At 72.4% G+C, this 14,341-nt stretch carries 10 protein-coding genes; 8 read left to right on the forward strand and 2 right to left on the reverse strand.

Annotation, left to right across the window (positions count from 1 at the left end; genetic code table 11):
- Nucleotides 1-219 (forward strand): MFS transporter (locus AB0G32_RS16650; protein ID WP_361163174.1); only part of this gene is annotated, 219 nt, incomplete at its 5' end.
- A 202-nt stretch (nucleotides 220-421) separates the two neighbouring features.
- Here AB0G32_RS16650 and AB0G32_RS16655 read toward each other — a convergent pair.
- Nucleotides 422-1,867: a cytosine permease gene (locus tag AB0G32_RS16655; RefSeq protein WP_361163176.1), complete on the reverse strand. Its 1,446-nt coding sequence runs from the start codon at nucleotides 1,865-1,867 to the stop codon at nucleotides 422-424.
- Nucleotides 1,868-2,070: 203 nt separating this feature from the next.
- Between AB0G32_RS16655 and ftsY the strand changes: the two genes are divergently transcribed.
- The gene (ftsY, locus tag AB0G32_RS16660) at nucleotides 2,071-3,279 is read left to right on the forward strand and encodes a signal recognition particle-docking protein FtsY (RefSeq protein ID WP_361163178.1); all 1,209 of its coding nucleotides are present in this window, start codon (nucleotides 2,071-2,073) and stop codon (nucleotides 3,277-3,279) included.
- Nucleotides 3,280-3,416: 137 nt separating this feature from the next.
- Here the strand turns inward: ftsY and AB0G32_RS16665 are convergent, their stop codons facing one another.
- On the reverse strand, nucleotides 3,417-4,094 hold the full coding sequence (locus tag AB0G32_RS16665; RefSeq protein WP_361163180.1) for a bifunctional DNA primase/polymerase: 678 nt from the start codon (nucleotides 4,092-4,094) through the stop codon (nucleotides 3,417-3,419).
- Nucleotides 4,095-4,540: 446 nt separating this feature from the next.
- Between AB0G32_RS16665 and AB0G32_RS16670 the strand changes: the two genes are divergently transcribed.
- From AB0G32_RS16670 to ftsH, 6 genes are all read left to right on the forward strand, one after another.
- On the forward strand, nucleotides 4,541-6,046 hold the full coding sequence (locus AB0G32_RS16670) for a hypothetical protein (RefSeq protein ID WP_361163182.1): 1,506 nt from the start codon (nucleotides 4,541-4,543) through the stop codon (nucleotides 6,044-6,046).
- Between the two features lie 315 nt (nucleotides 6,047-6,361).
- The gene (locus AB0G32_RS16675) at nucleotides 6,362-7,705 is read left to right on the forward strand and encodes an ammonium transporter (protein WP_361163184.1); all 1,344 of its coding nucleotides are present in this window, start codon (nucleotides 6,362-6,364) and stop codon (nucleotides 7,703-7,705) included.
- Nucleotides 7,702-8,040 (forward strand): P-II family nitrogen regulator, encoded by a 339-nt coding sequence (locus AB0G32_RS16680; RefSeq protein WP_320781195.1) that lies wholly within the window; start codon nucleotides 7,702-7,704, stop codon nucleotides 8,038-8,040. Before AB0G32_RS16675 ends, AB0G32_RS16680 begins: the two co-directional genes overlap by 4 nt.
- Nucleotides 8,041-8,081: 41 nt before the next feature.
- A complete protein-coding gene (locus AB0G32_RS16685; protein WP_361163186.1) occupies nucleotides 8,082-10,541 on the forward strand; it encodes a [protein-PII] uridylyltransferase in 2,460 nt (819 codons plus the stop codon).
- Nucleotides 10,542-10,757: 216 nt separating this feature from the next.
- Nucleotides 10,758-12,308: a signal recognition particle protein gene (ffh, locus tag AB0G32_RS16690; protein WP_361163188.1), complete on the forward strand. Its 1,551-nt coding sequence runs from the start codon at nucleotides 10,758-10,760 to the stop codon at nucleotides 12,306-12,308.
- A gap of 87 nt (nucleotides 12,309-12,395) precedes the next feature.
- Complete coding sequence (ftsH, locus tag AB0G32_RS16695; RefSeq protein WP_361163190.1) at nucleotides 12,396-14,339, forward strand: ATP-dependent zinc metalloprotease FtsH; 1,944 nt, start codon at nucleotides 12,396-12,398, stop codon at nucleotides 14,337-14,339.
- The last annotated feature ends 2 nt before the right edge of the window (nucleotides 14,340-14,341 follow it).

The following is a 14,341-nucleotide window of genomic DNA, read 5'->3' on the forward strand; positions in this document are numbered from 1 at the left end:
GAGATGTTCCCCAACCGGCTGCGCGCCGCTGCCCTGGGCGTCGCCGCCTGCGCCCAGTGGATCGCCAACTGGGCCATCACCGCGAGCTTCCCGTCACTGGCCGACTGGAACCTCTCCGGCACCTACGTGATCTACACGGTCTTCGCCGCGCTCTCCATCCCGTTCGTCCTGAAGTTCGTCAAGGAGACCAAGGGCAAGGCACTGGAGGAGATGGGCTGAGCCTCGTACCGAGGCCCCTGAACTCGAGGAGCCGGGCCAAGTCCCCGCTGCCCGCTCCTCGACACCCCCCACAGACGTACCGCCCCGGTCCGCCGCGTCGCACGAAGACGCGCGCACCGGGGCGGTACGTCGTTCCTGTCCCGGCCGGTCGACGCGGCCGGGACCCGTGGACACCGCCCCGCGACCGGCGCCGCCCGGCGGATCAGACGGCCAGTGGCTCGGGGTCCTCGCCCCGCTCCGCCGGGACGGTCACCGCCGGCTTCGGCAGTACCGCGTACAGCAGGCCGGAGAGCACGATCGTCGCCACCCAGCCGAGGCCGTACTCACCGACCACGTTGTTGCCGGCCAGCGGGCCGGTGAACCAGTTCGACGTGGTGAACAGCAGGCCCGCCGCCAGACCCGCGGCCCAGGCGGTCACCGCGGCCGGGGAGAAGCCGCCCCGGTACCAGTACGCGCTGGTGCGCCCGGTGTCGGCGAGGGCCGCGCCGTCGTACTCCCGGCGGCGCAGCATGTCCGCGCCGAAGACGCCCACCCAGGCCGAGAAGGCCACCGCCAGCAGCGACAGGAACGCGGTGAACGAACCCAGGAAACTGGTCGCCGCCAGCATCAGCACCCCGCCGAGGACCAGCGAGATCACCGCGTTCACCGAGACCGCCCAGTGCCGCGGCACCCGGAAGCCGAGGGTCTGCGCGGTGAACCCCGCCGAATACATCGACATCGCGTTGATCAGCAACATGCCGACCAGCGCGATCAGCAGATACGGCACCGCGATCCAGGTCGGCAGGATCTCCCCGAGGAAGGCGACCGGGTCGGCCGCCGCGGCCAGGTCCGGCGTGGCGACCGCCATGACCGCGCCCATCAGCACCATCGGCAGCACGACGAGGGCCGCACCGCCCACCGTCACGCCCACGATCCCCTTCGCCGACGCGGTGCGCGGCAGGTAGCGGGTGAAGTCCGGGGCCGTCGGAATCCAGCTCACGCCGCCCGCCGCGATCAGACCGGTCCCGGTGATCACCGCGGCCGCGGGCCCGCCGGACCGGCCGAACACCGCCGACCAGTCGGTGTCGGCGACCAGATGGCCGAGCACCAGCACCGAGAAGGCGCCGAAGAGACAGGCCGCGTACTTGTTGCACCGCTGCACCGCGTTGATGCCCAGCCCCGAGATGGCGAACGTCGCGACCACGAAGGCCAGCAGCGTCACCAGGTCCAGCAGCGGGTTGGCCCGCACCCCGAACAGGATGTCCAGCACCGACAGCAGCGCGTACGCGCCGGTCACCGCGTTGATCGTCTCCCATCCCCAGCGCGCCACCCAGATCAGCGCACCGGGCAGCAGATTGCCGCGCTGCCCGAACACCGCCCGGGACAGCGCCATCCCCGGCGCCCCGCCCCGCTTGCCCGCGATGCCGATCAGCCCCACCAGGCCGTACGACACCACCGGCGCGCAGGCCGCGACGATCAGCGCCTGCCAGAAGCCGAGCCGGTACGTCACGACGAGGCTCGCGCCCATGGTGAGCAGCAGCACGCTGATGTTGGCACCGACCCAGGTCGGGAGCAGCCCGCGGACGCGGGCGGTGCGCTCGTGATCGGGCACCTGCTCGATGCCGCGGGTCTCCAGGGCGCCGGCGGTCGCGACGGCGGTTTCGCTCATGTGGGGGTCCGTGCCTCAAGGGGCCCGCGCCTCGTGGGGGAGGGGGGCGGCGGTCGGGGATCTACCCGCGTCACTGCGGCCCGGTCATCGTACTTTGCTCCCATCTCGCCCCGCCGGCGGCCTTTGTCTCTTGGAGGAAGCGCCAAGACAGGTGTGCCGCGGGACCGTGACCGGCGGGCCCCATGACTGATACTGGAGCCGTTATGGACATCGTCATCCTTGCTGTAGTCATCGCCGTGGTCGTGATCGGCGCGATCGGCGGGCTGGTCGTCGGCAGCCGCCGCCAGAAGCAGCTGCCGAAGCCGCCGCCCGCCGCCCCCGACATCACCGCCCCTCCGGCCGAACCGCACGTCGGCGACGAGGCCGAGACACCGCGCGACGAAACGCGCCGGACGATAGAGGAGGTCGACCTCCCGGACGGCGGCGGCGCCACCGTCGCCGAGCCGCCCGTCGTCGAAGAGCTCGAAGTACCTCAGCTGGAGGTGCCCGAGCCCACCGCCGGCCGGCTGGTCCGGCTCCGCTCCCGCCTCTCCCGTTCGCAGAGCGCGCTCGGCAAGGGCCTGCTCACGCTGCTCTCCCGGGAGCACCTCGACGAGGACACCTGGGAGGAGATCGAGGACACCCTCCTCACCGCCGACGTCGGCGTGCAGCCCACCCAGGAACTGGTCGAGCGGCTGCGCGAGCGGGTCCGGGTGCTGGGCACCCGCACCCCCGAGGAACTGCGGGGCCTGCTGCGCGAAGAGCTGATCACGCTGGTCGGCCCCGAGATGGACCGCGCGGTCAAGACCGAGCCGCCCGCCGGCAAGCCCGGCATCGTCATGGTCGTCGGCGTCAACGGCACCGGCAAGACCACCACCACCGGCAAGCTGGCCCGGGTCCTGGTGGCCGACGGCCGCAGCGTGGTGCTCGGCGCCGCCGACACCTTCCGGGCCGCCGCCGCCGACCAGCTCCAGACCTGGGGCGAGCGGGTCGGCGCGCACACCGTGCGCGGCCCCGAGGGCGGCGACCCGGCCTCGGTCGCCTTCGACGCGGTCAAGGAGGGCAAGGAGACCGGCTCCGACGTCGTCCTCATCGACACCGCCGGCCGGCTGCACACCAAGACCGGCCTCATGGATGAGCTGGGCAAGGTCAAGCGGGTGGTGGAGAAGCACGCCCCGCTGGACGAGGTGCTGCTCGTGCTCGACGCCACCACCGGACAGAACGGCCTCATCCAGGCCCGGGTCTTCGCCGAGGTCGTGGACATCACCGGCATCGTCCTCACCAAGCTGGACGGCACCGCCAAGGGCGGCATCGTCGTCGCCGTCCAGCGTGAGCTGGGCGTACCGGTCAAGCTGATCGGTCTGGGCGAGGGCGCCGACGACCTGGCGCCGTTCGAGCCCGGGGCGTTCGTGGACGCGCTCATCGGTGACTGAACGGTTATCGGTGACTGAACGGTTCCTCTCCATCCGCGCGGAAGCGCCCGACCCCCTCGGGGACGGGCGCTTCCGGCGTACGGGACCCTGCTGCGCGCTGCGCGCTGCGCGCTGCGGGCTGCGGGCGGGCTGCGGGTCTACGCCCGCGACCGGTGCGCCACGTACGCCAGCGTGCCCAGCAGCAAGCGGGCCTGGGGCGGGTGGACCGCCGAGTCCAGGGCCGGCGGGCGCAGCCAGCGCACCGGGCCCCGGCCGCCGCGGTCGGAGGGCGGGGCGGTGATGTACGCACCCCGGCCAAGGCCGCGCAGGTCCAGGGCGGACGGCGCGTCCCAGCCCATCCGGTAGAGCAGCCGGGGCAGTTCGGCGGCGGCGCCAGGGGCGACGAAGAAGTGGGCGCGGCCCTGCGGGGTGGCGGTGACCGGGCCGACCGGCAGCCCCATGCGCTCCAGCCGGGCCAGCGCCCGGCAGCCCACGGGCTCGGCTACCTCGATCACGTCGAAGGTCCGGCCGACCGGCAGCAGCACCGCGGCGCCCGGGAACCGCGCCCACGCCTCGCTCACCTCGCCCAGCGTCGACCCGGCGGGCACCTCCGGCGCGAAGTCCAGCGGGTGCGCCCCCGGGGCCGGGCAGTCGCCGCGTCCGCAGGAGCAGGCACCCGCGGCGGCCCGCGCCCCCGGCACCACGTCCCATCCGCACAGCCCGGTGAACTCGGCCACCGCCGTGCACTCCGACCAGCGGCCGCGGCGCCGCGCTGCGGACCGGAGGTCGCGGATCCCCCGACTGCTGCCGAGACTGCTGCCGATCGTGAAGCCCATGCCCCCTCCAACGGGTTCGGCGCACCGGTGGTTACGATGCGGGCGCGCGTGGTGACTCTGTGTTTCCACCTCCCCAGTGCCGAGCGTTTCAGACGGCGCCTGGAAGCACCCGGGGTGGTGTGCCCGGCGACGCACGCCCCTGTCGTGCTCCGTCACACCCACTCTCAAGTGGCTTATGTCAAGTGAATCGCGAGCGTGACGCCCTGTGTTCATCCGAAGGGGTGGCGAATGGTGGCGCTTCTGGAATCGCCATGGCCGCACGCGTGATCGTAGGATTACTTTGTGTGCATGAAGCTGGCGGGCAACTGCGCGTGTGGGTATGCCGGAGGCAACTCGGGTTTCCGTTCGAAGAGTGACAAGCGTGGGACGGACGGTCCGAACACCGGCATTCTGATAGGGCTTGGCGCACTCGGCGGCAAGCGGTCTTGAGGGATGGGGGCGTTCCAGTGAGCGGCAACGGTGGTGGCGGAACGAGCGCTGGACACGTCGGACCCCCCGGCCCCGCCGACAAGCGCCCCAACGAGCTGCTCACCTCCTGGTTCGTGCGCAGCGGCTGGTCCAAGGGCGAGCTGGCCCGCCAGGTCAACCGCCGGGCCCGCCGGCTGGGCGCCAACCACATCTCCACCGACACCTCCCGGGTCCGCCGCTGGCTGGACGGCGAGAACCCGCGCGAGCCGATCCCGAAGATCCTCTCGGAGCTGTTCTCCGAGCGCTTCGGCCTCGTCGTCTCCGTCGAGGACCTGGGCCTGCGGGCCGGCCGCCCGGCCCCCTCCGCGACCGGTGTCGACCTGCCCTGGACCGGCCCGCAGACGGTGGCCCTGCTCAGCGAGTTCTCGCGCAGCGACCTGATGCTGGCGCGGCGCGGCTTCCTCGGGACCTCGCTGGCGCTGTCCGCGGGCCCGTCCCTCATCGAACCCATGCAGCGCTGGCTGGTGCCCACGCCCACGCCCCCGCCCGCGCCGGAGCCCGAGCCGATGCCCGCCGGGCGCGCGCGCGGGCGGCTGTCCAGGCCCGAGCTGGACCTGCTGGAGTCCACCACCGTGATGTTCCGGCGCTGGGACGCCCAGTGCGGCGGCGGCCTGCGCCGCAAGGCGGTCGTCGGCCAGCTGCACGAGGTGACCGACCTGCTCCAGGAACCCCAGCCCGGGGCCACCCGCGCCAGGCTGTTCAAGGTCGCCGCCGAGCTGGCCGAGCTGGCCGGCTGGATGTCGTACGACGTCGGGCTCCAGCCCACCGCGCAGAAGTACTTCGTGCTCGCCCTGCACGCCGCCAAGGAGGCCGGTGACCGGCCGCTCGGCTCCTATGTGCTGTCCAGCATGAGCCGCCAGATGATCCACCTCGGGCGGCCCGACGACGCGCTGGAACTGATCCATCTCGCGCAGTACGGCAGCCGGGACTGCGCGAGCCCGCGCACCCAGTCCATGCTGTATGCGATGGAGGCCCGCGCCTACGCCAACATGGGGCAGCCCGGCCGGACCAAACGGGCGGTGCGGATGGCCGAGGACATCTTCGCCGAGGCCACCGAGTGGGACGAACCGGACCCCGACTGGATCCGCTTCTTCTCCGAGGCCGAACTGCACGGCGAGAACAGCCACTCCTTCCGCGACCTCGCCTACGTGGCCGGCCGCAGCCCCGCCTACGCCTCGCTGGCCGAGCCGCTGATGAGCCGGGCCGTCGAACTGTTCGCCGAGGACGACGAACACCAGCGGTCGTACGCACTCAACCTGATCGGCCTGGCCACCGTGCACCTGCTGCGGCGCGCGCCCGAGCAGAGCACCGCCCTGGCCACCGAAGCCATCCGCACCGCCAAGAAGGTCCGCTCCGAACGCGTCAACACCCGCATCCGCAAAACCGTCGACACGGCCGTACGCGATTTCGGCGAACTGGCCGAGGTCGTCGACCTCACCGAACTGCTCGCCGCCGAACTCCCGGAGACCGCCGAGGCGGTCTGAGACCCAGGAATCCCCCAGAACCCCGGCCGCGGCCGGCCCTCCCGAACTGCCCGACTCGGCTCCCCCCACGCCAGGTCACCGGAGGACCGGTCGCGGTCGGCCTGTACAGGTTGCGCCACGATAACGATCGCCCGCGCGGAGATCAGGCAGTTCACCGACGCGTAACACGCACGACCTCTTCGTCACGGCCGCGAAACAACGAGGGGCGCCCAACGAAACCGCGCTGCGCCAGTCTCATGGCGCATAACCGGCCCACCCCTCATTCCGCTCAGGCTTCCGCCCGCACGGGGCCGTACCAACGACGAGGAGACGCCGATGGCACCAGCCATCACCCTTGCCGCAGACACGCCGACGCTGTCTGCCGCCAACACAGGGTTCATGCTCATCTGTTCCGCCCTGGTGATGCTCATGACGCCGGGTCTGGCCTTCTTCTACGGAGGCATGGTCCGGGTCAAGAGCACCCTGAACATGCTGATGATGAGCTTCATCAGCCTCGGGATCGTCACCGTCCTGTGGGTGCTGTACGGGTTCTCCATGGCGTTCGGCACGGACTCCGGCTCGGTCGTCGGCTGGAACTCCGACTGGGTGGGCCTGAGCAACATCGGCCTGACCGAGCTGTGGGACGGGTACACGATCCCGGTCTTCGTCTTCATGGTCTTCCAGCTGATGTTCGCGATCATCACCCCGGCCCTGATCAGCGGCGCCCTCGCGGACCGGGTGAAGTTCTCGGCGTGGGCGCTGTTCATCGCCCTGTGGGTCACGGTCGTGTACTTCCCGGTCGCCCACTGGGTCTGGGGCGCGGGCGGCTGGGCCTTCGAACTGGGCGTGATCGACTTCGCCGGCGGTACCGCCGTGCACATCAACGCCGGCGCCGCGGCGCTCGGCGTGATCCTCGTCATCGGCAAGCGGGTCGGCTTCAAGAAGGACCCGATGCGCCCGCACAGCCTGCCGCTGGTCATGCTCGGCGCCGGTCTGCTGTGGTTCGGCTGGTTCGGGTTCAACGCCGGCTCCTGGCTCGGCAACGACGACGGCGTCGGCGCGCTGATGTTCGTCAACACCCAGGTCGCCACCGCCGCCGCGATCCTCGGCTGGCTCGCCTACGAGAAGATCCGGCACGGCGCCTTCACCACCCTCGGCGCCGCCTCCGGCGCGGTCTCCGGCCTGGTCGCCATCACCCCGTCCGGCGGGGCGATCTCCCCGCTCGGCGCCATCGCCATCGGCCTGATCGCCGGTGTGGTCTGCGCCATGGCGGTCGGCCTCAAGTACAAGTTCGGCTACGACGACTCCCTCGACGTCGTCGGCGTCCACCTCGTCGGCGGTGTCCTCGGCTCCCTGCTGATCGGCTTCTTCGCCACCGGCAAGGGCCAGTCCGACGTCGCGGGCCTCTTCTACGGCGGCGGCCTCGACCAGTTCTGGAAGCAGTGCGCCGGTGTCTTCGGCGTCCTCGCCTACTCCCTGGTGGTCTCCGCGGTCCTCGCCTTCCTGCTCGACAAGACCATCGGCATGCGGGTCTCCGAGGACGCCGAGGTGGCCGGCATCGACCAGGCCGAGCACGCCGAGACCGCATACGACTTCAGCGGCGCCGGCGGCGGTGCCGCCCGCACGGCCGCCGCCCCCGCCCCCGTCGCCGGCGCCGAGAGCAAGAAGGTGGACGCATGAAGCTCATCACCGCCGTCGTCAAGCCGCACCGGCTCGACGAGATCAAGGAAGCCCTCCAGACCTTCGGAGTGCAGGGCCTGACCGTCACCGAGGCCAGCGGCTACGGCCGGCAGCGCGGCCACACCGAGGTCTACCGGGGCGCCGAGTACACCGTCGACCTGGTGCCCAAGATCCGCATCGAGGTGCTGGTCGAGGACGACGACGCCGAACAGCTCATCGAGGTCGTCGTCAAGGCGGCCCGGACCGGCAAGATCGGTGACGGCAAGGTCTGGGCGGTCCCCGTCGAGACGGCCGTGCGGGTGCGCACCGGCGAGCGCGGCCCGGACGCGCTCTGACCCGGTCGCCTCTGACACGACAGACGAACAGGAGTCGCTGGGTGACGAGTACGGACGTGACGAAAGAAGCAGAGGACTCGGGACCCAGCGGCTACGCGGCGGCCCGGCTGCGCCTCCTCACCGAGGGGGCGCGGTCCGGGCCGCCGCGCCGTTCCGCCCTCTCCGAACTGACGGACGACTGGCTCACCGGCCTCTTCGACTCCGGCGCCGAGGGACTGGGCCTGCGGGGCGTGGCGCTGGTCGCCGTCGGCGGCTACGGCCGCGGCGAACTGTCCCCGCGCAGCGACCTCGACCTGCTCCTGCTGCACGACGGCGGCGACGACAAGGCGGTCGCCGCCCTCGCCGACCGCCTCTGGTACCCGGTCTGGGACCTCGGCCTCGCCCTCGACCACTCGGTCCGCACGCCCGCCGAGGCCCGCAAAACGGCCGGCGAGGACCTCAAGGTCCACCTCGGCCTGCTGGACGCCCGGCACCTCGCCGGCGACCTCGGCCTGACCGCCGCCCTGCGCACGACGATCCTCGCCGACTGGCGCAACCAGGCCCCCAAGCGCCTGCCCGAACTCCAGGAACTGTGCGCCGAGCGCGCCGAACGCCAGGGCGAGCTCCAGTACCTCCTGGAACCCGACCTCAAGGAGGCCCGCGGCGGACTGCGCGACGCCACCGCGCTGCGCGCCGTCGCCGCCTCCTGGCTCGCCGACGCCCCCCGCGAGGGCCTGGCCGAGGCCCGCCGCCGGCTCCTCGACGTCCGCGACGCCCTGCACCTGGTGACCGGCCGCGCCACCGACCGGCTCGCCCTCCAGGAACAGGACCAGGTCGCCGCCGAACTCGGCCTCCTCGACGCCGACACCCTGCTCCGGCAGGTGTACGAGTCCGCCCGCCTCGTCTCCTACGCCAGCGACGTCACCTGGCGCGAGGTGGGGCGCGTGCTGCGCGCGCGGTCGGTACGACCCCGGCTGCGCGCCATGCTGGGCGGCGGCAAACCCGCCCCCGAGCGCTCCCCGCTCGCCGAGGGCGTCGTCGAGCAGGACGGCGAGGTGGGGCTCGCCCGCGCCGCCCGCCCCGAACGCGACCCCGTACTCCCGCTGCGCGCCGCGGCCGCCGCCGCGCAGGCCGGTCTCCCGCTCTCCCTGCACGCCGTGCGCCGCCTCGCCGCCACCGTGCGCCCGCTGCCCTCGCCCTGGCCCGCCGAGGCCCGCGAGCAGCTCGTCACCCTGCTCGGCTCCGGCCGGCCCACCGTCGAGGTCTGGGAAGCGCTGGAGGCCGAGGGGCTGATCACCCGGCTGCTGCCCGACTGGGAGCGGGTGCGCTGCCGCCCGCAGCGCAACGCCGTGCACGTGTGGACCGTCGACCGGCACCTCATCGAGACGGCGGTGCGCGCCGCCTCGTTCACCCGCCGGGTGCACCGCCCCGACCTGCTCCTGGTCGCCGCCCTGCTGCACGACATCGGCAAGGGCTGGCCCGGCGACCACTCGGTGGCCGGCGAGATCATCACCAAGGACGTGGCCGTCCGCATCGGCTTCGACCACGCCGACGCCGCCGTCCTCGCCACCCTGGTCCGCCACCACCTGCTGCTGGTGGAGACCGCCACCCGGCGCGACCTGGACGACCCGGCCACCGTGCGCGCGGTCGCCGAGGCGGTCGGCAGCCAGAGCACCCTGGAACTGCTGCACGCCCTCACCGAGGCGGACGCCCTGGCCACCGGCCCGGCCGCCTGGTCCGCCTGGCGCGGCTCGCTCGTCGCCGACCTGGTCGGGCGGGTCGCGGCGGTGCTCTCCGGAGACCTGATGGAGGACCCGGAGGCCGCCGCGCCCACCGCCGAGCAGGAGCGGCTCGCCCTGGAGGCGTTCCGCACCGGCGGCCCGGTGCTGTCGCTGCGGGCGCAGACCGAGGCACCGGCCGAGGCGGAGGACGAACAGACGGGCGCGCACGAACCGCTCGGCGTGGAACTGCTGATCGCCGTCCCCGACCAGACCGGCGTGCTGCCCGCCGTGGCCGGCATCCTGGCCATGCACCGGCTGACCGTGCGCACCGCCGAGCTGCGCTCCCTGCCGCTGCCGGACGGCGTGGACGGCTCCGCGCTGCTGCTGGACTGGCGGGTCGCCGCCGAGTACGGCTCGCTGCCGCAGGCCGCCCGGCTCCGCGCCGACCTGGTCCGGGCGCTGGACGGCTCCCTGGACATCGCCGCCCGGCTCGCCGAGCGCGACGCCGCCTACCCGCGCCGCCGGGGCGTGATCGCGCCCCCGCCCCGGGTGACGGTCGCCCCGGCCGCCTCCCGCTCCGCGACGGTCATCGAGGTCCGCGCCCAGGACGCCCCCGGGCTGCTGTTCCGCATCGGCCGGGCCCTGGAGGAGGCGGGCGTACGGGTCCGCAGCGCCCACGCGTCGACCCTGGGATCGAACGCCGTCGACGCCTTCTACGTCACCGGAGCGACGGGCGCTCCGCTGCCGGAGGGGGAGGCGGTGTCGGTGGCACGGAAGCTGGAGGAACTGCTGCGCGGGTGACCCGCGGCGTCCCGCGCGTTCAACCGGGCGACCCCGCCGGTGCGGCGATGATCCGGAGCGTTCGCTCGGCGCCGAGGTCCGCAAGGCGTTGTCCCCGCTGGTGCGGGGTTCTCGTCCCCGTCCGCTGTACCCAGCGGGCGGGGACGAATTGCTCCCGGGGCCGGATACTCTGGAGAGCAGCCCACAACGACTCCGACCCCGAGGACCGACGCCACCGTGTTCGATACCCTCTCCGACCGCCTCAGCGCGACTTTCAAAAACCTCCGCGGCAAGGGGCGCCTCAGCGAGGCGGACATCGACGCCACGGCACGCGAGATCCGCATCGCGCTCCTCGAAGCCGACGTCGCCCTCCCCGTCGTCCGCGCGTTCATCAAGAACGTCAAGGAACGCGCCCTCGGTGCCGAGGTCTCCAAGGCCCTCAACCCGGCCCAGCAGATCATCAAGATCGTCAACGAGGAACTGGTCACGATCCTCGGCGGCGAGACCCGCCGCCTCCGGTTCGCCAAGAACCCGCCCACCGTGATCATGCTGGCCGGTCTCCAGGGCGCCGGCAAGACCACCCTCGCGGGCAAGCTCGGCCACTGGCTGAAGGGGCAGGGCCACTCGCCGCTGCTGGTCGCCGCCGACCTCCAGCGCCCCAACGCCGTCAACCAGCTCAGCGTCGTCGCCGAGCGGGCCGCCGTCGCGGTCTACGCCCCCGAGCCGGGCAACGGCGTCGGTGACCCGGTCAAGGTCGCAAAGGACTCCATCGAGTTCGCCAAGGCCAAGGTGCACGACATCGTCATCGTCGACACCGCCGGCCGCCTCGGCATCGACGCCGAGCTGATGCGGCAGGCCGCGGACATCAGGGACGCCGTCCGTCCCGACGAGATCCTCTTCGTCGTCGACGCGATGATCGGCCAGGACGCCGTCAACACCGCCGAGGCGTTCCGCGACGGCGTCGGCTTCGACGGCGTGGTCCTCTCCAAGCTGGACGGCGACGCCCGCGGCGGCGCCGCCCTGTCGATCGCCTCGGTGACCGGCAAGCCGATCATGTTCGCCTCCAACGGCGAGAAGCTGGACGACTTCGACGCCTTCCACCCGGACCGGATGGCCTCCCGCATCCTCGACATGGGTGACCTGCTCACCCTGATCGAGCAGGCGGAGAAGACGTTCAGTCAGGAAGAGGCCGAGAAGATGGCCTCCAAGCTGGCGTCCAAGAAGGGCCAGGACTTCACCCTGGACGACTTCCTGGCCCAGATGGAGCAGGTCAGGAAGATGGGCAGCATCTCCAAGCTGCTCGGCATGCTGCCCGGCATGGGGCAGATCAAGGACCAGATCAACAACCTGGACGAGCGGGACGTGGACCGCACGGCCGCCATCATCAAGTCGATGACCCCGGCCGAGCGCCAGGAGCCGACGATCATCAACGGCTCGCGCCGGGCCCGGATCGCCAAGGGCTCCGGGGTCGACGTCAGCGCGGTGAAGAACCTGGTCGAGCGGTTCTTCGAAGCCCGCAAGATGATGTCCCGGATGGCCCAGGGCGGCGGGATGCCCGGCATGCCGGGGATGCCGGGCATGGGCGGCGGTCCGGGCCGGCAGAAGAAGCAGCAGAAGAAGGCCAAGGGCAAGCAGCGCTCCGGCAACCCGATGAAGCGCAAGCAGCAGGAGCAGGAGGAGGCGGCCCGCCGCGCCGCCGCCGCGGAGAACGGCGGCGCGTTCAACCTGCCGCAGCAGGGCGGCAAGGACTTCGAGCTGCCGGACGAGTTCAAGAAGTTCATGGGCTGACGGTCCGCCGTACGTACGTCATCGGGGGGTGCCCCCGGTGACGTACACGCACGGGCGTACGCGGCTTTCCTGTCGTAACGTCCGGGTATGACCAATCCCTCCCCGCCGCGCAAGGCCGCCGAGCCGCCCTGGCGTACCGAGGGCACGCCCGACGAGCCGCCGAAGCGGTCCGGCGGCGGCCGGCGGCCGCGCGGGGGCTGGTGGAGCCTGGTGCTGACCGCGCTGGTCGTCTATCTCATCGCCAACCTGGTGCTGTCGTTCTTCGACGGCGGCGACGAGCCGGCCATCTCCTACACGGAGTTCAGCAAGCAGGTCGACGAGGGCAACGTCAGCAAGATCTACGCCAAGGGCGACGCGATCCAGGGGCAGCTGCGGAAGAAGCGGGACAACCCCGAGGGCGACGGGACGTACACCAAGTTCCAGACCGAACGGCCGACGTTCGCGGACGACCAGTTGTGGGCGGAGCTGACCAAGAACAACGTCACGGTGACCGCCGAACCGGTCGTCCAGCACCGCAGTACCCTCGCCAACCTGCTGATCTCGCTGGCGCCGATGCTGATCATCGTCGTGCTGTGGGTGTTCGTCGCGCGGCGGATGCGCGGGGCGCTGGGCGGCGGCGCGGGCGGCATGCTGGGCCGCAAGGCGCCGCCCAGGCCGGTCGAGCTGGAGCCCGGCCAGGAGCGCACCACCTTCGCGGACGTGGCCGGCATCGACGAGGTGGAGGGCGAGCTGAGCGATGTCGTCGACTTCCTGAAGAACCCGGACGCCTACCGCAGGATGGGCGCCAAGATGCCCCGGGGCGTACTGCTGTCCGGGCCGCCCGGCACCGGCAAGACGCTGCTGGCGCGGGCGGTCGCGGGGGAGGCGGGGGTGCCGTTCTTCTCGGCCTCGGCCTCCGAGTTCATCGAGATGATCGTCGGGGTGGGCGCCTCCCGGGTGCGGGAGCTGTTCGCCGAGGCGCGCAAGGTGGCGCCGTCGATCATCTTCATCGACGAGATCGACACCATCGGCCGGGCCCGGGCCGGCGGCTCCGGCATGGGCGGCCACGACGAGCGCGAGCAGACGCTGAACCAGATCCTCACCGAGATGGACGGCTTCTCCGGCGCCGAGGGCGTGATCGTCGTCGCCGCCACCAACCGCGCCGACATCCTCGACCCGGCCCTGACCCGCCCCGGCCGCTTCGACCGGGTGGTCACCGTCGCGCCGCCCGACCGCGCCGGCCGGGCGGCCATCCTGCGCATCCACACCCGCGAGATCCCGCTCGCCGCCGACGTGGACCTGGAGCAGGTGGCCCGCACCACCCCGGGCATGACCGGCGCCGAACTCGCCAACCTGGCCAACGAGGCCGCCCTGCTCGCCGTCAAGCGGCAGCAGGACCGGGTGACGCGCACCGACCTGTCCGACGCCCTGGAGAAGGTGCAGCTCGGCGCGGAACGGCCGCTGGTGATGCCCGAGGAGGAGCGGCGGCGCACCGCCTACCACGAGAGCGGGCACGCGCTGCTTGGCATGCTCCAGCCCGGCGCCGACCCGGTCCGCAAGATCACCATCGTGCCGCGCGGCCGGGCGCTCGGCGTCACGCTGTCGACGCCGGACTCGGACAAGTACGCGTACACCGAGGAGTACCTGCGCGGCCGGATCATCGGCGCACTCGGCGGCATGGCCGCCGAACACGTCGTCTACGGCGTCATCACCACCGGCTCGGAGAGCGACCTGGAGCAGGTCACCCGGATCGCGCGCGGCATGGTCGGCCGCTGGGGCATGAGCGAGCAGGTGGGCCGCCTGTCCGCGCTGCCGGACGATGCCCAGCAGGCGTACGGACTGGCGGCCGCCCCGGGGACCCTGGACGCCATCGACGGCGAGATGCGGCGGGTCGCCGACGCCTGCTACCAGGAGGCCTGCCGCAAGCTGCGCGACCACCGCGGGCAGCTCGACGCGCTGGCCGAGGCGCTGCTGGCGAGCGAGACGCTGGACGAGCCGGACGCCTACCGGATCGCCGGGATCACCCGTCCGGTCCGGGACAAGGAGAGCTGACG

Source organism: Streptomyces sp. NPDC023723, from assembly GCF_040639815.1.
Classification (GTDB): Bacteria; Actinomycetota; Actinomycetes; order Streptomycetales; family Streptomycetaceae; genus Streptomyces.

What these genes read in the sequence shown, in the direction of transcription:
- AB0G32_RS16665 (WP_361163180.1), bottom strand. Translation starts at nt 4,094, where the DNA reads ATGGGCTTCACGATCGGCAGCAGTCTCGGCAGCAGTCGGGGGATCCGC.
- ftsY (WP_361163178.1), top strand. Translation starts at nt 2,071, where the DNA reads ATGGACATCGTCATCCTTGCTGTAGTCATCGCCGTGGTCGTGATCGGC.
- AB0G32_RS16655 (WP_361163176.1), bottom strand. Translation starts at nt 1,867, where the DNA reads ATGAGCGAAACCGCCGTCGCGACCGCCGGCGCCCTGGAGACCCGCGGC.
- AB0G32_RS16680 (WP_320781195.1), top strand. Translation starts at nt 7,702, where the DNA reads ATGAAGCTCATCACCGCCGTCGTCAAGCCGCACCGGCTCGACGAGATC.
- ftsH (WP_361163190.1), top strand. Translation starts at nt 12,396, where the DNA reads ATGACCAATCCCTCCCCGCCGCGCAAGGCCGCCGAGCCGCCCTGGCGT.
- AB0G32_RS16675 (WP_361163184.1), top strand. Translation starts at nt 6,362, where the DNA reads ATGGCACCAGCCATCACCCTTGCCGCAGACACGCCGACGCTGTCTGCC.